Source organism: Ruegeria sp. BF10 (genome assembly GCF_056538725.1).
Window position 1 is genome coordinate 200513 of the sequence record NZ_JBQFTR010000003.1, and the last position, 23326, is coordinate 223838.

A 23326-nucleotide genomic window follows, 5' to 3' on the forward strand; every position below is an offset into this window, starting at 1 on the left:
GTTAGGGGTATAACCTTGACCACAAATGATTTCAGCTCTGCGAGGCCGCCATGAATGCCACATTTTTTACCGCCGTCGCCGCATGCGGCATTCTATTGATGAACACCGTGGGCGAGGCCAAGCCTCTGTCCCGAATCATAGCCGAGATGGGGTTGTCTCCGGCAGATTTCGAAGTGGTCAACGCAGCCTCGAACGCGCTTTTGACCAGTGGCACGCCATCCGTGGGTCAGGAACGGTCATGGAAGAATGACGACACGGGTTCCAAGGGTACAATCCGGGTGCAATCGGTACAGGGAAATTGCGTTGGCCTTCAGCATGTGATTCAGCCGGACGGTGGTGATCAAAGCAGGGAAATCCGAACCCGCCGCTGCAACGACGGCAACGGCAATTGGATCCTTACGCCCTGATCATCAGGTCAGATTTCAGTAGCCCTGATCGCGATTGACTTCATGCAGCAAGGGCGCGCCGGAACAGAGTCGTTGGAAGTTTTCAGCCACATCCGACAACGCATCGCCCAGATGCCAGCCTGAAACATGAGGCGTGATCGTCACGCCGGGGTGGCGCCACAGCGGGCTGTCTTGTGGCAGGGGTTCCCGCGAGGTGACGTCCAACACGGCATGCCCCGGAATACCTGCGTCCAGTGCCGCGATCAGGGCGCCCTCATCAATCAGATTTCCGCGCCCCGCGTTCAGCAACTGACTGCCGGGTTTCATCGCCGCCAGCATTCGGGCATCAAACAGGCCAGCGGTTTGAGGGGTCGAGGGCAGGATTGCGCAAACGTGGTCACATTGTCCTAGAAGCGTGGGCAACGCGTCCTGCCCATGCAAACAAGTTACACCGTCAATGACCTTGGGCGTACGGCTCCAGCCCATCACCTGAAAGCCCACGGCGCGCAGCATCCGCGCGGTGCGGGCACCGATGTGGCCAAGACCCAGAACGCCGACCACGGTGTCTGGGGTGAAAACCGGTGCGCGCGGGGACCACTCGGCGCGGGATTGGGCCGCTTCGTGAAATGCCATGTGTCGCTGAGCGCGCAGGATATAGGCCAGAAACCACTCGGCAATGCCCTGTGCCGGTGCGTCAGGCTTCAGGCGGGCGATGCGAACATGACCGGGCAGACCGGGATGGCTGACAATGGTTTCAACCCCTGCGCCCAGCTTTTGAACCAGTTTCAGGTTGGGCAGTCGCGTCGGGTGGTCACGTTGCATATCAACCACGGCCAGCATCGTTATGTCATCCGGGTTTCCCAACGTTTTCGCGGTGCGAATATCCGCATCCGGCAACACCGCCCGTAAACTGCGGGCAATTTCGTCATCACTTATCCAGTTGGACAGCCCGGTTTCGATCAACAACGCCATGTACGGCTCCTGCTTAGGTTTGATGCGGTGACGTCCCGTCACTACGGTGGACAGGGCCTGGGCAGTTAAGCCATCCTTGCGGCAAAAGTATAGCCCGGACCCGGTGCTTGACAGGGACAATTCCGAAAACATGACATTCAGCCTGGCCGCGCAAATTCCTTATCATCTGCAAGACGTTGCCGATATGACCGGGTTCGAGATCATGCGGCTGGAGGACACATGTTTCCCGGGAGGTGAAAGCGAAACTGATCGCAAGGCCGGTGTGTCCAACTTGTCCGCCCCCCGCCGTCGGAATGGCGAAAGTGGTTAAACACCCGGGCCCATATGAATTGAAACGATTTGCACAAGAATAGACCCGAGGAACACATGGCGGAAGCGCTCGATTTTACGGACAAGACCTATTTTCATCAGCGCGATGACGGGGCCTTTATTGGCAACGATGCCGCGCGCGGGCCGTGGTCTGCCGCTCATTGCCACGCGGGGCCGGTCAGCGGCTTGATCGTACGTGCTGCAGAAACCGAAATCGGCCCCGAAAAGATGCTGACCCGACTGACTGTCGATTTGTTGCGGCCACTTCCATTGGCCGGGCTCCGTGTCGCGGCAGAGACCACGCGCCATACCAAGACGCTGGGCACCACGCGGGTCACGGTACACGATCTTGATGACACGCTCTGCGCCACGGCCACCACGATGCATCTTTTGCGGCGCGATCTGGGGCAGGTGCCGAATGTCGAGATAGATGCGCCGAGGATAGAGGACGTTGTCGAGGGCCCTTTTCCGATAGGTGAAATTCGCCACGATTTGCCCGGTTTCGCCCATTACAGCGATATTCGCTATCCGGCAGGGGGAAAACAGGGTGCCGGGCCCAAAACAATTTGGATGCGCACTCCGCAGCTTTTGCAGGGCGAGGATCAGTCGCCCATACAGGCCCTGTGCCCGTTGGCGGATTGTGGCAACGGTATCTCGTGGAACGCGCCAACCTCGGAAATGGGGTTCATGAACACCGACCTGACCGTGCATATCCACCGTGAACCGGTTTCGGACTGGCTGGCATCCGAGTCGGTTTCGCATTGGCAGCCTTCCGGCATCGGCATGTCTCAGTCCGTGCTCTTTGATACGCAAGGTCCAGTGGGTGCTGCGCTGCAAACACTGGTTCTGTTTCCGCCGACCTGATGTCGGGCCGGATTTCGCATCGGGATTGAAAATGTCGTTGCCGCCAAACGGAGGGAGACCTATCTTGATCTCATGCGTTACCTTATAACCACTTTGATCCTTTGCTGGCCGATGCAGACCAACGCCCACCCGCATGTCTTCATTGATACCGGGCTGGAATTCATCGTGGATGACGCTGGTCAACTGACCCATGTCCGCGTGACCTGGGCGTATGACGAATTCTACTCGTTGCTGGTTCTGGAAGACATGAAGCTGGATCAGGATGCCGACGGCGTTCTGACACAAAGCGAAGAACGGTTCCTGACCGGGTTCGATACGCAGTGGGTGGAAGGATACAACGGCGATCTTGTCGTTACCGCAGACGGAAACCCGGTTGCACTTTCCGGTCCGATGGAGGCGCACGCGACAGTTGAAGACGGGCGCGTTGTCACCACGCATCTCAGGGCGGTGGAAGCCGGTGCCGTGCCTGCCACGGCATTGTCCGCAAAGGCATTTGATGAGACGTTTTACACCGCCTACGAGGTGACGCGGCCCGTCACCGTCACAGGCCCTTCTGCGTGCCGGATGGATCGGTTTGACCCGGACATCGACGGGCAACTTGCGCAGATGCAGGCGTTCCTGCTGACACTGGACGCAGATTATGACCTCGAGGAAAACGATATTCCTCTGGTCGGTGAAAGCTTCGCGACCGAGATCCGTGTTTCATGTCCCGCTACCTGATTGTTCCGGTTGCTCTTGCCTGCGGTCTGCTGCTCTGGTTCTGGGGCAGCGGAGGCTTTGACAGTCTTGCGGCCTGGGCCGCGGGGGAGCAACGAGAATTCCAGAACCAGATCGCCCGGTCTTTGCGTGCCGCGCGTGCCGAGCAGCCCGAGGCGGTGGCAACGCTGCTGACCGTCTGTTTCGCCTACGGGTTCTTTCATGCCATCGGCCCCGGCCACGGAAAAGTCCTGATCGGGGGCTACGGTTTGGGTCGGCGTGTTGCTTTCTGGAGGCTATCGGCGATCAGCGTATTGTCCAGCCTCGGGCAGGCGGTGACGGCCGTCGTACTGGTCTATGCCGGGGTGCTGGTGTTCCAGATGTCCCGCGAAAGCCTTGTTGGAACGACGGAACAGGTCATGGCTCCGATCAGCTACGGTGCAATTGCCCTTATCGGTCTTTGGCTGGTGGTCCGGTCCTTGCGCAGTTTCGCAAGGAGACGGAAAACCGCGTCGTCCCATGATCACCATCATCGTGAAAACGATCACACGCATCATCACCACCACGAAGGAGAGGTCTGCTCAGATTGCGGTCACCGCCATGGCCCCACCGCGCAGGAAATTGCAAATGTGGGTTCACTGCGCGAGGCCCTGATCCTGATTGCGGGCATCGCGGCGCGACCGTGCACAGGGGCTTTGTTCGTGCTGATCCTGACGTGGCAGATGGGCATCGCGATGGTCGGTATCGCCGGGGCCTTTGCCATGGCATTGGGCACGGCGTTGGTGACGACCTTGGTGGGATGGACGTCCTTTGGCCTTCGCGGAGGTCTGCTGGCCTCAGCCTCGGCCACACGGTTCGCATCGGTGTTGGCCCCAACCATCGAACTGGTCGCCGGGCTGATCATTGCCGTGATCGCAAGTGGATTGCTTCTGCGAGCGATTTAGGTCAGTCGAATACCGGTTCCGGGTAACCAACCCGCGCCAGATACAGCCCTTGCGGCGGGCACACTGGCCCGCAGGCCGAACGGTCGGCGGCTTCCAACGCCTTGCGAACATCTTCCGGGGTCCACGCGCCGGCGCCCACACGTTCCAGGGTTCCGACGAAACTGCGCACCTGATTGTGCAGGAATGACCGTGCCCTAACGTGGAAATGGACCTCGGGGCCGGAAAATCCCTGAACCTGTTCAACCCGCAACTCATCCAGAGTTTTGACCGGGCTGGCCGCCTGACAAATCGACGACCTGAAGGTCGTGAAATCATGGCGACCCAGCAGCATGTTCGCCCCTTCCTGCATGGCCTCGACATCCAGCGGATGATTGATCTGCCAAACCTGCCCTTTGTCATGGGTTGCAGGCGCGCGCCGCATCAGGATGCGGAACAGGTATTGCCGTTCGACCGCCGAAAACCGGGCGTGCCAATCCGCGTCGACCCGTGCTGCCTCAACAATCGCCACCGGCTGCGGTTTGAGGTGATAGTTCAGCGCCTCGGACAGGCGGAACGGATTCCAGTCCTTGGCCATGTCGCAATGAGCAACCTGTCCCAATGCATGAACACCGGCGTCGGTGCGCCCTGCGGCAGCAATCGTATGCGCACCCGGTTGAATGCGGGACAGGGCCTGTTCGATTGCCCCCTGCACGGACGGTTGATCCTTTTGCCGCTGCCATCCGGCAAACGGCTCCCCCTGGTATTCGACTTTCAACGCGTATCTGGGCATGTGCCGCTGGTACAGCGCGGCGCGGGAACGGGCAAGGGGGCGAAAGCGCTGGTATGTGCGGTACCCTCTACCTATCTTGGGTGAAACGATAATTGCGGGGCGACGGATTGGTCATCTCATCACTGGCAGACAGTCTTGTGCGCGGCGTCGAAACCATCGGCGACAGCGTCTCCGAGACGTTCTTTGAGCCTGTCATCCGCCTGGGTGTCACCGGGTTGGCGCGGTCGGGCAAGACGGTTTTCATCACCTCGCTGGTGGCGAACCTGCTGGATCGGGGGCGTATGACCGGGTTGGTTGCGCAGCAGGAAGGACGGATCAACGCCGCCTATCTGCAACCGCAGCCCGATGACACCGTGCCCCGGTTCGATTATGAAACGCACCTGTCCGCCCTGACCGGTCCGACACCGCACTGGCCGGACAGCACGCGCGCGGTGTCAGAACTGCGCCTGTCCTTCAAAGCCCGCCCAGCCGGCTTGCTTGCCGGCTTGCAGGGACCGCGCACCGTTCATCTGGACATTGTCGATTACCCCGGCGAATGGCTTTTGGATCTGGCCTTGCTGGACAAGTCGTATGCAGACTGGTCTCGGGAAACACTGACACGTATCGAGGCCCGCTCGGAGGCTGCCGGGTATCTGGCCCAGGTCAATGCCGCAGACCCGTCCGGCGCACATGACGAGCCGACGGCGCAAGCGCTGGCATCGTCTTTCACGACCTATCTCAATCAGGCGCGTGAAGCGGGGTACTACGACTGTACCCCCGGGCGTTTCCTGTTGCCGGGCGATCTGGCAGGCTCTCCGGTTCTGACCTTTGCGCCGTTGGTGGTGTCTGGCCCGTCGCGGCGCAGAACGCTTCAGCGCGAGATGGAACGGCGATTTGAAGCTTACAAAGCGCAGGTCGTGAAACCGTTTTTTCGGGATCACTTCTCGCGGATAGACCGGCAGGTGGTTCTGGTTGACGCGCTGGGCGCAATTCACAAGGGACCGCAGGCGGTCGAGGATATGCGCCGCGCCATGGCTGATATCCTGTCGGCCTTTCGCCCCGGCCGAAATGCATGGCTCAGCCAATTGCTGTTGGGCAAGCGGGTCGAACGCATTTTGTTTGCGGCGACAAAAGCCGACCATTTGCACCACACCCAGCATCCCCGCCTGACCGCGATCATCGAAGCATTGACGCGCGAGGCGCGCGATCGGGCGAGTTTCGCAGGGGCCCGGACCGAGGCCCTGTCTCTGGCATCGCTGCGCGCAACGACCGAAGAATTGCGCAATCACAACGGGACAGAATTGCCATGCGTTCGGGGTACCTTGTTGGATAGTGGGAAACAGGCCGCCTTCTACCCCGGTGAATTGCCCGAGGATCCAGCGCATCTGTTGGGCCCGGCCCGAAATGGGGCTGATACGTGGTTGGGCGAAGACTACGGCTTCATGGCCTTTGCCCCGGCCCGGCTGACCATGAAACCCGGTGACGGCCCGCCGCATATCCGACTGGATCGTGCCGCCCAGTTTTTGATTGGAGATCGGTTGTGACGGTACTTCTGCGTCCCGCACGCCCAACGGATGCAGGTACCATCGGGACAATCCTGCATGGCTTCGCCCGGGAAAACGACTGGATGCCTGAATTGCACAGCTGCGCCGAGACCATCGCCTTCTGTGGTCGAATGATTGATCAGGAATGGGTGACCGTGGCTGAAACCGAGGCCGGCGTTGTAGGTTTTTTGGCGCTCGACGGTCGTGAAATCCATTCGCTTTATCTGGATGTTTCGGTTCGGGGCCGCGGGATTGGCCGGCAATTGCTGGATCATGCCAAATCGGCCCGCTCAGAGCTGAGTTTGTACGCGTTTCAGGACAACGCCCGAGCGTGCCGGTTTTATGAACGTAACGGCTTTGCCGAGGTGGCCCGCAGCGATGGGGCGGATAATGACGAAAACCTGCCGGACATATTGTTTGTCTGGCGCAGTGAGGGTGTGATCCATGGCTAAAGGCCCGGTTTTGATCGATCTTGAAACGGATGAGCCCCCTGCCGATGTCGCCAAGGCCCCGCCGGTGCCGGACATCGCGCAACCGCAAGGGCAGGCGATGCAAAGCGCGGCACGGCTGGCGGCGCGCAAACCATCGGCTCTGGCACGCTGGTTCTGGGGGCTGGCCCTGGCAGTGGTCGGGGCGGCCGTATCGGTGGCCGCGTGGGATTTTGCAACCTCGCTGGTGGCGCGGACACCTGTATTGGGTTGGATCGTAACCGGATTGATCGCCGCGCTGGTTCTTGTGGCGCTTATGATCGCTGTCCGTGAACTGGCCGCATTGGGGCGATTGTCCCGCGTAGATGGCCTGCGTCGGGCCGCAGACACCGCATTGGCCGAGGACGATCTGGCTCAGGCCCGTGCGGTCACCAACCGTATCATCGCATTCTACAAAGGCCGGGAAGACACGCGCTGGGGCCGCGAACGATTGACCGAGCGGATGGCGGACCAGTTCGATGCGTCAGCTCTGCTGGAACTTGCCGAAGATGAACTGCTGGCCCCTCTGGATCAAGCCGCCAGCCGCGAGGTCGAGGCCGCGGCCCGGCAAGTTGCAACCGTGACCGCATTGGTGCCATTGGCGCTTGCGGATGTGATAACCGCGCTGGCCGCGTCGTTGCGGATGATCCGCCGGGTTGCGGAAATCTATGGCGGGCGTGCAGGTGCGCTGGGCGGCTGGCGTCTGACCCGCAGTGTATTTGTGCATCTGGTGGCGACAGGGGCCGTGGCCGTCGGCGATGATCTGCTGGAGCCTGTCCTGGGCGGTTCCGTTTTAAGCAAACTGTCCCGCCGGTTCGGAGAGGGTCTGGTCAACGGGGCGCTCAGCGCCCGTGTGGGTGTGGCCGCGATGGAGGTGTGCCGTCCGCTGCCCTTCTCGGACAGGCACAAACCTTCGACGCGGGGCATCATCAAACGCGCCTTGCAGGGCCTGTTTTCCAAGGGTTGATCCAAAGCAAGGCGCCCCGGCCTGCGCTTCGACACACTGAAAGTGTCAAAGGAGCCAGCCATGACGGATCACGGTCACAGCCCGCAGGAAATCGCCGAACGGATCAACGCACCGCCTGGACGAGGTGTGTTGCGCGATGTCGTCTATGGCGGCATCGACGGGTCCGTCACCACATTTGCCATTGTGGCAGGCGTTGCAGGGGCAGGTCTTTCCCCGTTCGTTATCGTGGCGCTTGGCCTGGCGAATGTTCTGGCTGACGGGTTTTCGATGGCTGCGGGCAATTATTCGGGCACCAAGGCCGAACTGGACAACATTCGCCGCATCCGCGCGGTCGAGGAACGCCACATTGCGTTGTACCCGGATGGCGAGCGCGAAGAAGTGCGAGAGATCCTTGCGCAAAAAGGGCTGTCTGGCGGCATTCTGAATGAGGCCACGGCAGAGATCACCTCGAGCACCGAAAACTGGATCAACCTGATGATCGAAGGTGAATACGGTCTGGGCAGTGTCGACCCGCATCCAATGAAAGCCGCAGTGGCCACCTTCTTTGCGTTTCTGGTGGCGGGGATGATCCCTTTGCTGCCGTTCCTGGCGTCCTTGCCGAACGCATTTGCGATCTCGGCCTGGATGACCATGGCTGTATTCTTTGCGATTGGCGCGCTCAAAAGCCGGTGGTCACTGGCCCCCTGGTGGCGGTCGGGGATCGAGACGTTTTTGATCGGCGGGCTGGCCGCGCTGATCGCGTATCTCGTCGGGTCCCTGTTCCACCCATGAGTTTTGCAGCGCTGGGATGACGGTTCTTGCGGCAGGCGTTACCGGAGATCCCGGACCTTTTCAGGCCAACGATCGCGCGCCTGACGATTTCGGTGTTTTAGATCGGGTCACGGCTTTCCTGACTGTCACTTTCGGACGGCTCAAGATAGCCTGACCTTCAAAAGGATCGGAGACTCGGTTGGAATCGCTGCTTGTTCTTGTTGGCCTGATTGTTCTGGCCATCCCTGTGACATTGATTGCCCTTTTGGTCGGGCATTCCCGTTTGCGGCGCCGGGTAGAGCAGCTGGAAGCGCAAATCGACGCCTTGGCCTCAGGTGATGCGACCGTCCTGCCGCAACCGGAACAGGAAACGCCTGCACCGCAACCTGCTGCTGAAGAGAAGCCGCGCAGGCCGGCACCCTGGTCGGTTCCGAAACGGCAGGAAGACAACAGTGCCGACGCTCAGGATGCAGAGGTTTCTTCTCCGGCTGTCGTGTTTCGCCATGACAGGTTTGCGGCTTTGGGCGCGTGGCTGCGCGAGAACTGGTTTTATGTGGTTTCGGCCCTGTCTCTGGCGCTGGCCGGTATTTTCCTTGTGCAATACGGCGTCGAAAACGGTTTGCTGCCTCCGGCGGCCCGTGTTTTAGCGGCCCTGGGTTTCGGCGCTGTTCTGATCCTTGCAGGCGAGGTGTTGCGTCGGAAGTTCGGGGATGATGAGGAGGCGGCCACTGCCTATTTGCCCTCGGTCTTTTCCGGTGCCGGGCTTGTCACTTTGTTCGGGGCGATCCTGTCTGCCCGCCAGCTGTACAACCTGATCGGTGCCGAAACGGCACTGGCAGGGATGGTCGTTGTCGCGCTGGTGGGCCTTGTTCTGGGGTGGTTCCACGGTCCGCTGCTGGCTGCGGTCGGTCTGATCGGAGCCTTTGCCGCTCCTTTCCTGGTTGGGGGCGCGTCTGATGATCCCTCTTGGCTTTATGCGTATTTCCTGCTGGTTGCCGTCTTGGGGCTGGGTATCGACACGGTACGGCGCTGGGCATGGATCTCGGTCCTGACGCTGTTCGGGGCCTATGCGGCGAATCTGCTTCTGGTGACCGGGACGCCGAGTACGGAATCGGGATACCTGATCGCCGCAACGGTGCTGGCGCTTTTGGCAACCGCCATCCCGGTGCGGCGCATTTGGCCAAATCACGCGGGCCCCATGCTGTCTGAGATGATCCGCCGCCCAAAGGCCCGCCCCTGGCCCGAATTCCCAACTCGACTGGCCGCCGGGGCCATCGCGGCAAGTACGGTGATCCTGTCCTGGCATTGGGCGGATACGGAACCCGAATTCTGGTTGGGCGTCAGCTTGTTGTCCACCCTCGTTCTGGCGTTGCTCCTATGGGCCAAGGATGCACCGGCCCTCCGGGACCTGACTGTCCTGCCAGCGGCCGGTCTGGTGGTCTTTGTCGCCTCTCACGGGCTTGAGAACGGCGCGGTTCTGGACAGGTTCGCGGGCACTTACGCGGAAACACCCGAGGCCGACTATCCGATGGTGGTGACTGTTCTGGTCGCCTTGGGAGGTTTGATGTCGGCCCTGATGGCCTGGCGGTCATTCACGACAAGCCAGTATCGCGCCGTCTGGGCCGGAGGAGCCGCGCTTTTTGCCCCTGTGCTGGCCATCGCGCTGGAAGTAGGCTGGCATCCGGCTTCGGTGATCGGAGCCTACCCCTGGGCGCTCCATGCGATCGCACTGGCGGTGCTGATGGTGGTTCTGGCAGAACGTTTTGCCCGTGTTGACGGCGATGACCGGATGCGAGCGGCTCTGGCCACTCTGTCCGCGCTGTCGTGTCTGGTGTTCGCTTGCGTCATCGTGCTCAGTTCATCGGCGCTCACGGTTGCTCTGGTCGCCAGTGTCGTAGTTGCCGCAGCGTTGGACCGCAGGTTCATCCTGCCGCCGATGAGCTGGTTCATCTGGGCGGGTATCTTTACCGTCACGGTGCGTCTGGTGCTTGATCCCGGGCTGGACTGGGCCAATTCCGCTCCGGTGTCTGAGATGGCGATGGTCTATGGCGCGGCCACATTGGGATTTGTCGTGGGCTGGTGGCTTTTGCGTCCGTTGAAGCGCCCTCTGGCGGCGCTGCTGCTGGAAAGCGCGGCCTGGGCGACAGCGGGTATCCTGCTTTCATTGCTGCTGCTGCGTTGGCTCGAAGGCTTCGGAGATGGCGGCGCTGACAACAGCCATTGGGGCCTGGGTCTGCTGGCCGTCATCTGGCTTTTGCTTGCGTTCGCGCAGGTGCAGAGGTTCGGGCTGGGTGGCAAGCTGAACTATTTGCGATACCTGCTTGCTCTGTTCTTTGCGGCTCATGGCCTATTCTATCTGTTGCTGGCATTGGCGGACCAGAACCCCTTGTTTGATCCGAATGCAGATCCGGTGCTGGGGGCGCCGGTTTTGAATACGCTGGCCGTTGCCTATCTGTTGCCCGCATTGGCCATCGGCGGTTCGGCCTGGAGGATCCGGGAAATGCCCAAACCGATCATGCAAGCAAGCTTTGCCGTTGCAGGGGTGTTGGCCGCAGTTTGGTTGGGTTTGGCGATCCGTCACGTCTGGCAGGGCGCGGCGGGTATGTATGAAGGCAACGGCGTCACGCAGCCCGAGCTCTACACCTATACCATCGTTCTACTGCTGATCGGGGCCGCTCTGTTCTATCAATCTCTGGCCCGCCGATCCGACCTGATGCGCAAGGCCGGGCTGGCGGTGATCGGGTTGGCGGTTGCCAAGGTCTTCCTGATCGACATCGCCGGTCTGGGGGGCCTGATCCGGGTGTTTTCGCTGTTGGCGCTGGGCCTTGCGCTGGCCGGTCTCGCGTGGCTGAACCGGTGGGCGAAACTGCGCCATTCGCTGCAGCGGGCAGAACCTCTGGACCATTAGGTGCAGGCGTCATATAAGCGCGGTCATGCATGACCGGATGGCCATCATTATTCGAATTATATCCCCGGCGCTCTGACCTCCTGAGACGCCGGGCAAAGGTGTTTGAGACTTCGCACCGACCGCTTCGATCCAATAGACGACCAGATCATCCAAAGGACGCCCCAAATGTGCGCCGACACGATCCAGACACCTGACTACAAAGACACGCTGAACCTGCCCAAAACCGATTTCCCCATGCGCGCCGGTCTGCCGAAACGCGAACCCGCATGGCTGGAACGGTGGGAGACCATCGGCGTCTATGACCGCCTGCGCGAGAAAAAGGGCCGCACACCCTTTACCCTGCACGATGGCCCCCCTTACGCGAATGGTCATCTGCATATCGGCCACGCCCTGAACAAGACTATCAAGGACATGATCGTGCGCTCCCATCAGATGATGGGCTTTGATGCGCGCTATGTCCCCGGCTGGGACTGTCACGGCCTGCCGATCGAATGGAAGATCGAGGAACAGTACCGCAAGAAGGGCAAGAACAAGGACGAGGTGAACATCGTCGACTTCCGTCAGGAATGCCGCAAGTTCGCCGAAGGCTGGATCGACATCCAGCGCGAAGAGTTCAAGCGTCTGGGCATCACCGGCAACTGGGCCGATCCCTATATCACAATGGACTATCACGCCGAAGCCGTGATCGCGGACGAGTTCATGAAGTTCCTGATGAACGGCACGCTTTATCAGGGCTCGAAACCCGTTATGTGGTCGCCCATCGAAAAGACGGCGCTGGCCGAGGCCGAGGTCGAGTATCACGACAAGGAAAGCTTCACAATCTGGGTGAAGTTCAAGGTCGTGAATGCGGGCGATCTTGATGATGCCTATGTGGTGATCTGGACGACGACCCCATGGACCATGCCGTCGAACAAGGCCGTCGTCTATGGCAAGGACATTTCCTACGGTCTCTACGAAGTTACTGACACGCCCGAGGAATGCTGGGCCAAGGTAGGCGACAGGTTCCTGTTGGCCGACAACCTGGCCGCCGATGTACTGGGCCGTGCCCGTCTGAATGACGATCAGTGGACCCGTGTGCGCGACGTGACCGCTGACGAATTGGAGAGCGTTCAACTGCTTCACCCGTTGGCCGGGGCCGAAGGCGGCAACGGTGAATGGGACGACATCCGCGATTTCCGCGCCGCTGACTTCGTGACCGATACCGAAGGCACCGGATTCGTCCATTGTGCACCGTCCCACGGGATGGAGGAATTCGAGCTGTACCGTGATCTGGGCATGCTGGAGCAGGTCATCACCTATAACGTGATGGATGACGGCTCGTTCCGCGCTGACCTGCCGTTCTTCGGCGGCAAATACATCCTGTCCCGCAAGGGCGGCGAGGGTGACGCCAACAAGGCGGTCATCGACAAGCTGGCCGAGGTCGGCGGGCTGCTGGCGCGCGGCAAGATCAAGCACAGCTATCCACATTCGTGGCGCTCCAAGGCGCCGATCATCTACCGCAACACGCCGCAGTGGTTCGCATCCGTCGACCGCAAGCTGGACGACGGTATGGGCGAGATGGGCGACACCATCCGCGAACGTGCCCTGCGGTCGATTGACGAGTTGGTGAAGTGGACGCCGCAGTCCGGCCGCAACCGTCTGTATTCGATGATCGAAGCACGCCCGGATTGGGTTCTGTCGCGCCAGCGTGCATGGGGTGTGCCGCTGACGTGCTTCACCAAGAAGGGCGCTCTGCCCACCGATGCGGATTACCTGCTGCGCAATGAAGAACTGAACGCCCGCATCAAGGCGGCGTTCGAAAAGGACGGCGCAGACGTCTGGTATACCGAAGGCTTCAAAGAAAAGATCCTCGACGGCATCGTCAATCCTGACGACTACGATCAGGTCTTTGACGTTCTGGATGTGTGGTTTGACTCGGGTTCCACCCACGCGTTCGTTCTGCGGGATCGCGATGACGGGACCGAGGATGGCATTGCAGATGTCTACATGGAGGGCACCGACCAGCACCGCGGCTGGTTCCATTCGTCCATGCTGCAAGCCTGCGGCACCAAGGGCCGCGCACCGTACCGGAACGTGGTGACTCACGGTTTCACACTGGATGCCAAAGGCAACAAGATGTCCAAATCGCTGGGCAACACCATCGTACCGGAAGAGGTCATCAAGCAATATGGCGCCGATATCCTGCGCCTGTGGGTGGCCCAGACCGATTATACCGCAGACCAGCGGATCGGGCCGGAGATCCTGAAAGGCACCGCCGACAGCTATCGCCGCCTGCGCAACACCATGCGGTTCATGCTGGGATCATTGGCCGACTTCACCGAGGCAGATCGGGTTGATCCCGCAGGCATGCCGCGCCTTGAACGCTGGGTACTCAGCCGTCTGGCCGAGTTGGACGAACAGGTCCGCAAGGGCTATGCCGCGTTCGACTTCCAGGGCGTGTTCAGCGCGGTGTTCAACTTTGCCACCGTAGACCTGTCGTCCTTCTATTTCGACGTTCGCAAGGACGTTTTGTATTGCGACGGGGACAGCACACGCCGTCGCGCCGCGCGCACTGTTCTGGACATTCTGTTCCATCGCCTGACCACATGGCTGGCCCCTGTACTGGTCTTCACCATGGAAGAGGTCTGGCTGGAACGGTTCCCGGGCGATGACAGTTCGGTCCATCTGGTGGACTTCCCGGACACACCGGCCGATTGGCGCGATGCCGAGCTTGAGGCCAACATGGCCAAGGTGCGCCGTGTGCGCCGGGCCGTGACCGCCGCGCTCGAGGTTCAGCGTCAGGACAAGGTGATCGGTTCCAGCCTCGAAGCGGCACCGATCGTGCATGTCGAGGATGGCGATACCCGCGATCTGCTGGCCACGTTCGACGTGGACGACATGTGCATCACTTCGGGCCTGACGGTGACCGGCGATCCCGCCCCGGCCGAGGCGTTCCGTGTGCCGGAAATCGAAGGCGTTGCCGTCGTATTCGAAAAAGCAGAAGGCGAGAAATGTCAGCGCTGCTGGAAAATCCTGCCTGATGTGGGCCGTCACACCCACGCGGGCGTCTGCGGGCGCTGTGACGAAGCGCTTGGATAAGTTAATTCGCCCCCTCGGGTTCACTCGGGGGGGCTTTCCTGCCTATATCTGCACTGCCTGCGGGACAGGATTGAACAGATCAAAGCCAATGGCAGGGTCCGTCAGCGCTTTCCAAACCTGGTAATCCGTGAAGTAGCCGGTATGCCCTCCGGGATCGACCGGGATGTTCCGGTTCGCAAAAATCAGCCCCCCTTCGATTTCCGTTCCAACAAAATCGTCCTGCCGGAAGATGTTGAACCACGCGGCGTTCAGATGACTGGCCGCAAGTGTGAACATTTCGGGAAAATAGCGCTGATAAATATGCGTGACCGGGGAACCCATCGTAACGAGAGTCAGAGGTCGGTTGCCAATACGCTTTTGGACACGTGGGTCCGTAAGCATCTGTGTGGCAATCACGGTGCCCTGCGAATGGGATATCACCGTGATATGATCCGCTGGAAAGATATCGAGAACATAGTACAAGGTGCGATAGAAACGCTCGTCTATCGCCTTGCGATCCGGATAGTTGCGTTGCCGCGTTTCCAGGTCTTTTCCCAGATAGCACTTGTCGCGAATGGCGTAGGTGACGATATCCCGTGCCACGCCCAGCCCGGCGGAAACAAAATCAGAAAACCGGTACATCAATGCAGTTGCACCAAGAACGACCAGGCCGATTTCGCCCTGCGAACAGGCCAACCTGTCCAAAGCCCAAGAGATCAGGTTGGTTTCACCTATTCCCACGTTGCATGCGGCCTCAAAATTCTGGTTGGCCGCGATCTCTCGGATCGTGACCAGAACCAGCACGATTGTACCAAACAGAAAGACCCACTGTGCCAGCCGGTTCACAATCGCCCGGCTGATCAGACCGCTGCGGGTGTGAAGGTTGGCCTTGTATGTCTTGCGGCCTGCAAAAAGCCCGACGCCAACGAACCCCAACAGAACGATGGCCACAAAGGCCACACTGAGTGTTTCGATGGACTCGTTCAAATTGCTTTCAAAAAGACGTTGCAGTTGACCGCCGGACAGGCCCGTAACAGTTTCCAGCAATTGCTCTATGGTCAACCAGAGACCGGAAATGAAGAACATCCAGAAAACCAGCATGCCTGCGCATATGCTGGGGTACAGGCGCCTGTGCTCTGTTAGCGTATCATTGATCTGAAGTTTCGCCAGAGACAGCGCGTAAAGGATGATCGTCAGGAAGATAAGTACAGCCCAGAAGATGGACAGCAGAAAAACCTGAAAAGCCACGAATTGCTCCAGGGCCGGTGGGCAGCTTTCCGTTTCGGAAGGGACGCAGGCCCACAATTTCAGGCCCAGCGGTCCAATGACCAGGCACAGGGTCAGTGCTGTTCCTATTCCGAGCATTCCGCGCCAGAAAACCCGCCTGAGATAGGTCGGCGCGGATCGGCCTTGCCCCAGCCCGACGATGGCCCCGCCGGCGTACAGCCCGAACAGCAGCCAGAACAACAGGGTAGGGTTCTGGAAAACCGAGACAGGTATCCGGTCGGTCATGACCGCTGCGGCACCGATCAGCAAAAAGACGTTCAGCGTCGCAACCGCACCGAAGAAGATCCATGTGAAAAGATGTACCAGCTGTGCCGCCAGTGTATTCCTGCCATTTGGTTGGTCCGAGGCAACGCCCCTGCGGCTGTGGGTTTGCTCGACATTGTCCATCGCCAGATATCCCAACGCCAGAACGACCCAGATCAGATCCAGCACGGTTTTGATCGCTCCTTTCGGGGCCGGAGAGCGATCAGCCCAATAAACTTCGGCAAACAGGGCCTTGTCCTGAGGAACGGCCGGGTCGGTCACCGTGCGCAGATTGACTTCGAACAGCTCTGCATTTCTTGGATTTCCGTCGAAGGTGGATTCGGCCAGTTCGATCATGCCGCGTTCGACTTCGATCGGTGGTCTGGGGTTTCCATCCAGCCAGGTTGTGGCCGCGCCGACCACCTGGTCGACGGTTTCGCCGGGTTTTTGTTCACCGATTCCATGTACCGTGAGGATCAAATGCCGACCCATTGCGTTCTCCAAAATCTCTTTAAGTAACGACAGAAGCATATCATGAATGGCACCAATGACCAAAAATGACGTTTTGCGTAGCCTTGCACGCTCCCGCGCTTGCGCTGGGCGCTTTGATCTGAAACCGTCGGTCCATGGCGATGATTTCCGTTGAAACCCGGTTCGGGCGACTTGGTGTTGAAGAAACAGACGGGGCCCTTACGCGGCTTGTCTGGAACGGCAGGGACGAAGGAGAGCCGACCGCGCTGCTGCGCGAAGCCGCCGCCCAGTTGATGGCCTATGATGAAGGGCGGCTTGACCGTTTCGATCTGCCGTATCGCATTGACGGATCAGAGTTTCAAAAGCAGGTCTGTGACCTGATGTATGCCATCCCTCTAGGAGAAACGCGCACCTATGGCGATATCGCCAAAGAACTGGGGCGGCCCGCCCAGCCGGTTGGCCAGGCCTGCGGCGCAAACCCCATTCCCGTGATCATTCCCTGCCACCGGGTTCTGGCCGCAAATGGCCTGGGCGGTTTCTCGGGCGACGGTGGTGTTGAGACGAAAGTTGCCCTGTTGCGGCATGAGCGGGCGGCAGGTCTTTTGATCTGAGCGTCGAAATTCGGTTGCAATCCGCTTTTTGCAGACACAACTTGTAACCGTTGCTGAATTTGAAGGACCGCATTGCATGACCACTGAACAAGACCGTGCAGCCCGCAAGAAGGCCATTATCGACCGGTTGATGTCGCTTGAAGCGCAAGAGCTTGCAACAGCGCAGGCGCATTACGACGCGTTTTTGAAAGATGCTCAATTGGACGACCGGGAAGGTCACGACAAGGATGACATTGCCGCATCGCGTGAGAACGCCGATCTGGCGGCTGCCTTTGACGCCCCGGTCCATGCGCATCATGCCAAGATTGACGTCATCGAAAACACCGATTTCAGTCTGACCGACACGGTCAAGCCGGGTGCCGTGATCAAGTTCAACAACCGCAGATTTGTCGTGTGTGTTTCGACGACGCGGTTCGAGGTGGACGGCAAGACCTATATGGGCATTTCAACCCAAAGCCCGATTTATCTGGCGATGGCAGGTCTGCAAAAGGGCGACGTCTTTACCCATAACGGCACCGAATTCGAGGTTCAGGACGTTCTGTAAAACGGGACGGGCAGCGCTGCGTCAGGCGTGGCGCTGCGGAACAACCTGTTGGGCGATGCCTGCGAAGGTCAGGTACAGGCTGGTGATGACCAGCCCCCAATGGGCCCAGCTTTCGGGGTGAAAATCGACCCAGGCGGCCCAACCCGCGAAGAACGTCCATGCCAGCGCCATCGGCAAGGTCAGGCTGCGCCAGCGCTCGGTGCGGACGGGATGAACGAATTTCAGTGGCAGAAACATGGCCAGCGACAGCAGCGTGACCAGCAGCAGGATGATCCAGAAATTCGGCTCCAGCGCGAAGATCACGATGACGAACATGTTCCAGCACCCGGGAAAGCCGGAAAAGGAATTGTCCTTGGTCTTCATGCGTGTATCCGCGAAATACATCGCACTGGCAAAGGTGATGACGATGATCGCGAACCATCCGGTCCAGCCGTCCATCAGCCCCGACTTGAACAGGGCAAAGGCCGGGATGAACACATAGGTCAGGTAATCGATGATCAGATCCAGCAGAACGCCGTCGAACTCGGGCGCGTTGTGCTTGACGTGATAATGTCGCGCCAGCGGGCCATCGATACCGTCCACGATGAAAGACACGACCAGCCAAAGATACATAAGGCTCCATTTCTCTTCGACGGCAGCCAGCATGGCCAGCATGGCAAAAACAGCGCCTGTTGCAGTGAAGAGATGAACGGAAAGAGCTTTAAATCTGAGTGTCATGCAAGCGTCATGACCGATGCGCGTCCGAGATGCAAACCAAAAGCCCGGGTTTTCGAATGATGGGTAAGTCAGGCTTTGGGATGCGCGCGGTTGTAGACCTCCATCAACCGCGCTGTGTCCACTGCCGTATAGGTCTGCGTCGTCGACAAGGAGGCGTGGCCCAGAAGTTCCTGAATGGCACGCAGGTCGCCTCCGGCTGTAAGCAGGTGGGTGGCAAAGCTGTGCCGCATGGCGTGGGGCGTTGCAGTAGATGGCAGGCCCAATTGCATACGTGCCTTGGCCATGACCCCTTGGATCGCGCGCGGGTTCAGTGCCCCTCCTCGGACGCCGCGAAACAGGGCTTTGTCCTGTGCTTGTGGATGGGGACATAGCTTCAGGTATCTGTCGACCGCTTCCCGAGCCGCGGGAAGAACCGGTACGACCCGCTCTTTGTCGCCTTTGCCGACGATGCGCAGCGTGGCGGGCAAAGGTGCGTCCGAACCGGTCAGGGACAGTGCCTCGGATATGCGCAGTCCGCATCCATAAAGCAGCGTGACAACCGCGACGTCGCGGGCTGCGACCCAGTCCGACGTGGATTGCAGTTCCACTGTATCGATCATGGCGCGGGCTGCGTCTTCGGCCAGTGGACGGGGCAGTTTCTTGGTGAATTTTGGCGCGCGGGTGGACAGAACGGCGGTGGGCTCGAACCCCTCACGCTCTGCCAGCCAACGGTAGAAGCTTTTGACCGCCGACAGTTTGCGCGCCAAAGACCGCGCGCTGACATCTGCGCCGCGCTGATCCGCCATCCAGGCGCGCATATCCGACACCGTGATCCGTTCCAGCGCTTTCAGGCCATGCCGTTCGGCGTGATGCAGGGTCATGAACGACAGAAACTCGACGACATCGCCTCGATAGGCGTTTTGCGTGTTCTCGGATCGTCCGGCCAGTGCGCCGAGGCTGTCCAGCCAATGCTGAAGCGCGTCGCGGCAGGCGGGTGAGATCAGGCTCACAACAGCCAGTGGCGCATCGAGCGTTCGAATACGCCGGCAAAAAAGGCCAGAAGATCGGTGCCCAGCTGCGGAGTGAAATGCCGCGGGTCGCGGGCTGCCATGACGATCATGCCCGGAAGACGACCGGCCCCGAGGTCAAGCTTCAGGCAGGCCTCGGAACGAAGCTGATCGGCCTGTGACCCGAAAATGCGGCGGCTTGGCTGATGGATTTCCCGCAAGATCACGTCCCGTGCGGGGCCACCGCGATCAATGGTCAGATACCGGTCGATGAAGCCGGGTTCCGCGATCGTCAGGACACCACCCAGCGTGTCAATCGCAGGATCGTTCTGAACCACGGTGGTTTCCAGAACCAGCGTAACGCTGTCGACGCGCAGGATGTCCGCCACATCGGCGCCCAGCGTGCGCAGGAAATCTTCGAACTCGACAGGTTCCAGCAATCGCAGAATGGCGCGGTGGACCTGATTGGTGCCCGCAAGGTTTTCATAGGCCGCGGCGATGACGGAACGGTGGGTGTCTTCCAGACGATCCAGCCGGGCCTCGAGCCGTTGCATCGCAATGCCGCGCAGGTCAATCACGTTGTCGCCGCGTGCTTGCTCGTTGGCTGCGACAAGCGCCTGCATCAGGTCTTTGTCGTCCAGCACGACATCCGGCTCGGCCAGAATTGCCGCGCGGAGGTTATCCTCGAGTTTGGGATTGCTGCTCATGTTCCGTCCGGTCTTTTTTGTTGTCGCGGCTTATAACATGCCGGTCCGGATTTGCCTTGGAAAAAATGCATGCAAGGGTGGGATTCCTTGCATGCTGTGGCGCAGGGGCTCCCGCCCGCCATGCCTGATCACAGATCAGGCATTTGGCCGTTGGGCCGGGCGCGGCGCCTTTCGGCACCGCGCGGTCGGGTCTGGGATCAGAGGATCTTCTGGCCGGTTTTGGCCCAGTCCGCGAGGAAGGTTTCCAGACCTTTGTCCGTCAACGGATGGTCGGCCAGTTTCTTGATGACGGCAGGCGGCGCGGTGATCACGTCGGCCCCGATGCGGGCGCTGTCGGTCACATGGTTGACGGTACGGATCGATGCGGCAAGAATTTCGGTCTCGAACCCGTAGTTGTCATAGACCTGACGGATGTCTGCGATCAGGTCCATGCCGTCGAGGTTGATATCGTCAAGCCGTCCGATGAATGGCGAGATGAATGTCGCGCCCGCCTTTGCAGCCAGAATCGCCTGATTGGTCGAGAAACAGAGGGTCACGTTGACCATCTGGCCTTCGTCGCTGAGCGTTTTGCAGGTTTTCAGGCCCGCCCATGTCAGCGGAACCTTCACGGCGATATTCGGCGCGATCTTGGCCAGCTTGCGGCCTTCGGCGATCATGTCGTCAGCTTCGGTAGCGACAACCTCTGCCGATACCGGGCCGTCGACCAGCTCACAAATCTCTTTGGTTACTTCCAGAATGTCGCGACCCGATTTCAGGATCAGCGAAGGGTTGGTGGTTACGCCGTCCACCATGCCCAGATCGTTCAGTTCGGCGATGGCGTCGATTTCGGCTGTGTCTACGAAGAATTTCATGAGGGCAGTCCTTTGATGGGTTGGCCTTGGTCGCGGATGGCTTTACCTCAAAGAGACCCCTGCTGGAACCCCCTGCGAAGGACATGCCGTGAGCGCTAACGGATTTTTCGACCAAGGAGAGCTGGTTGCGGTGCTGACAACGCAGCCGCTTGACCGGACGCTGGATTACAAAGCGCCCGAAGGCGGGTGCGTTCTGGGCGCGTTTGTCGAGGTTCCTTTGGGCCCGCGCAAGGTGCTGGGGGTGGTCTGGGGGCCAGGGCAGGGTGGTTTTGATCTGAGCAAGGCGCGGTCGGTGATCCGGGTTCTCGAAGTTGCTCCGATGCGTGAAGAAATGCGGGTGTTTCTGGAGAAGGTTGCCGATTACACTCTGACGCCAATGCCTGCGATGCTGCGTCTGGCGACGCGGGCACCGGGCCTGGGCGATCCGCCGTCTATGCGCAAGGTCTACCGGCTGGGGGATACTGAACCTGACCGAATGACCGATGCCCGGAACCGGGTTCTGGAGGTATTGCGGGATTATGGCGGGCTGGCCTTTACCTTGAAGGAACTCGCCGAACAGGCAGGTGTAACGTCATCTGTTGTCAAGGGGTTGGTCAAACAAGGCGCCGTGCGCGAAGAGGACAGCCCGCGCGACCTGCCTTATCCGCATCTTGATCCGGACCTGCCCGGGAAAGACCTGACCGCGGATCAGGCAGCGGCGGTCAAACGGCTTCAGGCCGGGCAGCGGACCGGCGATTACGGCACCACGCTGCTGAAAGGCGTTACCGGTTCCGGCAAGACCGAGGTCTATTTGGAGGCCGTGGCCGAGGCGTTGCGCATGGGGCGGCAGGCCTTGGTTCTGCTTCCCGAGATTGCCCTGACCGCAGAATTTCTGACCCGGGTCGAGGCGCGGTTCGGTGCGCGCCCGGCGGAATGGCATTCCGGCGCGACCATGACGGAACGGCGCCGGGTCTGGCGGATGGTCGGACAGGGGAATGCGCAACTGGTTGTGGGCGCCCGGTCGGCGCTGTTTCTGCCATTCCGCGATCTGGGGCTGGTGGTCGTCGACGAAGAACACGACACGTCCTACAAACAGGAAGACGGCGTGCATTACAGCGCCCGTGACATGGCAGTTCTGCGCTCGGCGATCTGTGGCGCGCGGGTGATTCTGGCCAGTGCGACGCCTTCGCTGGAAAGCTGGGCCAATGCCGAGGCCGGCAAATATGAACGGCTCGACCTGACCTCGCGCTTCGGAGCGGCCGTATTGCCCGAGATGAAGCCCATCGACATGCGGGCCGAACAGATGACGCCCGGAACGTGGGTTTCTTCGTCTTTGCGGCAAGCGGTGCAGCAGCGGATTGAAAAAGGCGAACAATCGCTATTGTTCATCAACCGCCGTGGCTATGCGCCGGTCACGTTGTGCCGGGCCTGCGGTGAGCAGATCGCCTGTGATCATTGCGACGCACGCATGGTCGAGCATCGGTTTCTCAAGCGGCTGATGTGCCACCAATGCGGTGAAACCAAGCCGATGCCCGAAGCCTGCCCCTCTTGCGGCGTGGAAGGCAAGCTGGCCCCGGTCGGGCCGGGGATCGAACGGCTGGCGGAAGAAGCCGAGGCGACCTTCCCAGAGGCAAACATCGCGATGCTGAGCTCTGATCTGTTCGGTTCGGCGCGGGCCTTGAAGGCCAAGATTGAAGAGATCGCCGCCGGGGATGCCGATATTATCATCGGTACGCAGCTGGTGGCCAAGGGCCACAACTTTCCCAAACTCACATTGGTCGGTGTGATCGACGCTGACCTTTCCCTGCATGGCGCGGACCTGCGCGCGGCTGAGCGTACGTTTCAATTGATGCGGCAAGTGGCCGGGCGCGCGGGACGGGCGGACAAGCCGGGGCAGGCGTTGTTGCAGACATTTCAACCGGAACACCCGGTGATCCGGGCCATCCTGTCGGGTGACGAGGAAGGGTTCTGGAAAGCCGAGGCAGCGGGTCGGCAGGCGGCAGGCGTGCCGCCCTATGGTCGCATGGCCGGGATCGTGTTGTCGGGCCCCGAGGTCGGGCCGGTTTTCGATATCGGCAATGCAATGGCACGCAACGATACACCTTTGACGCAGATCGGCGCTCAGGTCTTTGGCCCGGCGCCGGCACCCATCGCACGTATACGTGGCCGCCACAGAGTACGCTTGTTGGTGAAAGCCCCGAAAGGGGCGCCGATTCAGGATGCCATCGCCCGCTGGATCGCCCCATTGCGTCTGAAGGGTGATATCCGTCTGACCGTCGATATTGACCCACAGAATTTTTATTGACCTCTGCATCTGT

The 23326-nt window shown here is 60.3% G+C and carries 21 protein-coding genes; 14 read left to right on the plus strand and 7 right to left on the minus strand.

Translation table 11 applies throughout. The features are described from left to right. Window positions 1-50: 50 nt before the first annotated feature. Complete coding sequence (locus ACR0DJ_RS13995; protein WP_480685340.1) at window positions 51-407, plus strand: hypothetical protein; 357 nt, start codon at window positions 51-53, stop codon at window positions 405-407. A gap of 15 nt (window positions 408-422) precedes the next feature. On the opposite strand, the gene ACR0DJ_RS14000 is transcribed toward ACR0DJ_RS13995, so the two are convergent. Beyond that, the gene (locus ACR0DJ_RS14000; protein WP_425079812.1) at window positions 423-1358 is read right to left on the minus strand and encodes a 2-hydroxyacid dehydrogenase; all 936 of its coding nucleotides are present in this window, start codon (window positions 1356-1358) and stop codon (window positions 423-425) included. Window positions 1359-1488: 130 nt separating this feature from the next. On the opposite strand from ACR0DJ_RS14000, the gene ACR0DJ_RS14005 reads away from it, so the two are divergent. The 4 genes from ACR0DJ_RS14005 to ACR0DJ_RS14020 all read left to right on the plus strand — a co-directional run bounded on the left by ACR0DJ_RS14005 (window position 1489) and on the right by ACR0DJ_RS14020 (window position 4171). Then, complete coding sequence (locus ACR0DJ_RS14005; protein ID WP_425079811.1) at window positions 1489-1668, plus strand: hypothetical protein; 180 nt, start codon at window positions 1489-1491, stop codon at window positions 1666-1668. A 56-nt stretch (window positions 1669-1724) separates the two neighbouring features. After that, entirely contained in the window at window positions 1725-2531 is an 807-nt protein-coding gene (locus tag ACR0DJ_RS14010) for a thioesterase family protein (RefSeq protein WP_480685342.1), read from the plus strand. 72 nt (window positions 2532-2603) lie between these two features. Next, window positions 2604-3251, plus strand: coding sequence for a DUF1007 family protein (locus ACR0DJ_RS14015; RefSeq protein ID WP_480685343.1), 648 nt, complete (start codon window positions 2604-2606; stop codon window positions 3249-3251). Then, window positions 3236-4171, plus strand: a complete 936-nt coding sequence (locus ACR0DJ_RS14020) for a nickel/cobalt transporter (protein ID WP_480685344.1) — start codon at window positions 3236-3238, stop codon at window positions 4169-4171. Before ACR0DJ_RS14015 ends, ACR0DJ_RS14020 begins: the two co-directional genes overlap by 16 nt. A gap of 1 nt (window position 4172) precedes the next feature. Here the strand turns inward: ACR0DJ_RS14020 and truA are convergent, their stop codons facing one another. Continuing rightward, a complete protein-coding gene (truA, locus tag ACR0DJ_RS14025) occupies window positions 4173-4940 on the minus strand; it encodes a tRNA pseudouridine(38-40) synthase TruA (protein ID WP_480685346.1) in 768 nt (255 codons plus the stop codon). 107 nt (window positions 4941-5047) lie between these two features. On the opposite strand from truA, the gene ACR0DJ_RS14030 reads away from it, so the two are divergent. The 6 genes from ACR0DJ_RS14030 (at window position 5048) to ileS (ending at window position 14633) form a co-directional block, all read left to right on the plus strand. After that, window positions 5048-6463, plus strand: a complete 1416-nt coding sequence (locus ACR0DJ_RS14030) for a YcjX family GTP-binding protein (RefSeq protein ID WP_480685347.1) — start codon at window positions 5048-5050, stop codon at window positions 6461-6463. Then, window positions 6460-6915 carry an N-acetyltransferase family protein gene (locus tag ACR0DJ_RS14035; RefSeq protein ID WP_480685348.1) on the plus strand — a complete coding sequence of 152 codons (456 nt, stop codon included), beginning with the start codon at window positions 6460-6462 and terminating at the stop codon, window positions 6913-6915. The genes ACR0DJ_RS14030 and ACR0DJ_RS14035 overlap by 4 nt, the downstream gene beginning before the upstream one ends. Next, window positions 6908-7897, plus strand: a complete 990-nt coding sequence (locus ACR0DJ_RS14040) for a YcjF family protein (protein WP_425079804.1) — start codon at window positions 6908-6910, stop codon at window positions 7895-7897. The genes ACR0DJ_RS14035 and ACR0DJ_RS14040 overlap by 8 nt, the downstream gene beginning before the upstream one ends. Window positions 7898-7957: 60 nt before the next feature. Next, window positions 7958-8668, plus strand: coding sequence for a VIT1/CCC1 transporter family protein (locus ACR0DJ_RS14045; RefSeq protein WP_257600202.1), 711 nt, complete (start codon window positions 7958-7960; stop codon window positions 8666-8668). Between the two features lie 178 nt (window positions 8669-8846). Then, window positions 8847-11555, plus strand: coding sequence for a DUF2339 domain-containing protein (locus tag ACR0DJ_RS14050; protein ID WP_480685349.1), 2709 nt, complete (start codon window positions 8847-8849; stop codon window positions 11553-11555). 165 nt (window positions 11556-11720) lie between these two features. Further along, complete coding sequence (gene ileS, locus ACR0DJ_RS14055; protein WP_480685350.1) at window positions 11721-14633, plus strand: isoleucine--tRNA ligase; 2913 nt, start codon at window positions 11721-11723, stop codon at window positions 14631-14633. A gap of 42 nt (window positions 14634-14675) precedes the next feature. Here the strand turns inward: ileS and ACR0DJ_RS14060 are convergent, their stop codons facing one another. After that, a complete protein-coding gene (locus ACR0DJ_RS14060) occupies window positions 14676-16634 on the minus strand; it encodes a lipase family protein (RefSeq protein WP_480685351.1) in 1959 nt (652 codons plus the stop codon). A 134-nt stretch (window positions 16635-16768) separates the two neighbouring features. On the opposite strand from ACR0DJ_RS14060, the gene ACR0DJ_RS14065 reads away from it, so the two are divergent. Continuing rightward, window positions 16769-17224 carry a methylated-DNA--[protein]-cysteine S-methyltransferase gene (locus tag ACR0DJ_RS14065; protein ID WP_480685352.1) on the plus strand — a complete coding sequence of 152 codons (456 nt, stop codon included), beginning with the start codon at window positions 16769-16771 and terminating at the stop codon, window positions 17222-17224. Between the two features lie 76 nt (window positions 17225-17300). After that, window positions 17301-17768 (plus strand): hypothetical protein, encoded by a 468-nt coding sequence (locus ACR0DJ_RS14070; RefSeq protein ID WP_170344958.1) that lies wholly within the window; start codon window positions 17301-17303, stop codon window positions 17766-17768. A 21-nt stretch (window positions 17769-17789) separates the two neighbouring features. Here ACR0DJ_RS14070 and ACR0DJ_RS14075 read toward each other — a convergent pair whose 3' ends face one another. The 4 genes from ACR0DJ_RS14075 to fsa form a co-directional block, all read right to left on the minus strand. Beyond that, the gene (locus tag ACR0DJ_RS14075) at window positions 17790-18485 is read right to left on the minus strand and encodes a CDP-alcohol phosphatidyltransferase family protein (protein ID WP_170344959.1); all 696 of its coding nucleotides are present in this window, start codon (window positions 18483-18485) and stop codon (window positions 17790-17792) included. Between the two features lie 68 nt (window positions 18486-18553). Then, entirely contained in the window at window positions 18554-19474 is a 921-nt protein-coding gene (locus tag ACR0DJ_RS14080; RefSeq protein ID WP_257600206.1) for a tyrosine recombinase XerC, read from the minus strand. Further along, window positions 19471-20178: a DUF484 family protein gene (locus ACR0DJ_RS14085; RefSeq protein ID WP_425079799.1), complete on the minus strand. Its 708-nt coding sequence runs from the start codon at window positions 20176-20178 to the stop codon at window positions 19471-19473. The genes ACR0DJ_RS14080 and ACR0DJ_RS14085 overlap by 4 nt, the downstream gene beginning before the upstream one ends. A gap of 197 nt (window positions 20179-20375) precedes the next feature. Further along, window positions 20376-21029, minus strand: a complete 654-nt coding sequence (gene fsa / locus ACR0DJ_RS14090) for a fructose-6-phosphate aldolase (RefSeq protein WP_117869747.1) — start codon at window positions 21027-21029, stop codon at window positions 20376-20378. Between the two features lie 88 nt (window positions 21030-21117). On the opposite strand from fsa, the gene ACR0DJ_RS14095 reads away from it, so the two are divergent. Further along, on the plus strand, window positions 21118-23313 hold the full coding sequence (locus ACR0DJ_RS14095; protein ID WP_480685353.1) for a primosomal protein N': 2196 nt from the start codon (window positions 21118-21120) through the stop codon (window positions 23311-23313). The last annotated feature ends 13 nt before the right edge of the window (window positions 23314-23326 follow it).

Excerpts from the sequence above, each read along its gene's own strand:
- ACR0DJ_RS14040 (WP_425079804.1), top strand. The coding sequence starts at position 6,908 with ATGGCTAAAGGCCCGGTTTTGATCGATCTTGAAACGGATGAGCCCCCT.
- fsa (WP_117869747.1), bottom strand. The coding sequence starts at position 21,029 with ATGAAATTCTTCGTAGACACAGCCGAAATCGACGCCATCGCCGAACTG.
- ACR0DJ_RS14060 (WP_480685351.1), bottom strand. The coding sequence starts at position 16,634 with ATGGGTCGGCATTTGATCCTCACGGTACATGGAATCGGTGAACAAAAA.
- ACR0DJ_RS14070 (WP_170344958.1), top strand. The coding sequence starts at position 17,301 with ATGACCACTGAACAAGACCGTGCAGCCCGCAAGAAGGCCATTATCGAC.
- ACR0DJ_RS14010 (WP_480685342.1), top strand. The coding sequence starts at position 1,725 with ATGGCGGAAGCGCTCGATTTTACGGACAAGACCTATTTTCATCAGCGC.
- ACR0DJ_RS13995 (WP_480685340.1), top strand. The coding sequence starts at position 51 with ATGAATGCCACATTTTTTACCGCCGTCGCCGCATGCGGCATTCTATTG.
- ACR0DJ_RS14065 (WP_480685352.1), top strand. The coding sequence starts at position 16,769 with ATGGCGATGATTTCCGTTGAAACCCGGTTCGGGCGACTTGGTGTTGAA.
- ACR0DJ_RS14085 (WP_425079799.1), bottom strand. The coding sequence starts at position 20,178 with ATGAGCAGCAATCCCAAACTCGAGGATAACCTCCGCGCGGCAATTCTG.
- truA (WP_480685346.1), bottom strand. The coding sequence starts at position 4,940 with ATGCCCAGATACGCGTTGAAAGTCGAATACCAGGGGGAGCCGTTTGCC.
- ACR0DJ_RS14020 (WP_480685344.1), top strand. The coding sequence starts at position 3,236 with ATGTCCCGCTACCTGATTGTTCCGGTTGCTCTTGCCTGCGGTCTGCTG.
- ACR0DJ_RS14005 (WP_425079811.1), top strand. The coding sequence starts at position 1,489 with ATGACATTCAGCCTGGCCGCGCAAATTCCTTATCATCTGCAAGACGTT.
- ileS (WP_480685350.1), top strand. The coding sequence starts at position 11,721 with ATGTGCGCCGACACGATCCAGACACCTGACTACAAAGACACGCTGAAC.
- ACR0DJ_RS14015 (WP_480685343.1), top strand. The coding sequence starts at position 2,604 with ATGCGTTACCTTATAACCACTTTGATCCTTTGCTGGCCGATGCAGACC.
- ACR0DJ_RS14045 (WP_257600202.1), top strand. The coding sequence starts at position 7,958 with ATGACGGATCACGGTCACAGCCCGCAGGAAATCGCCGAACGGATCAAC.
- ACR0DJ_RS14075 (WP_170344959.1), bottom strand. The coding sequence starts at position 18,485 with ATGACACTCAGATTTAAAGCTCTTTCCGTTCATCTCTTCACTGCAACA.
- ACR0DJ_RS14000 (WP_425079812.1), bottom strand. The coding sequence starts at position 1,358 with ATGGCGTTGTTGATCGAAACCGGGCTGTCCAACTGGATAAGTGATGAC.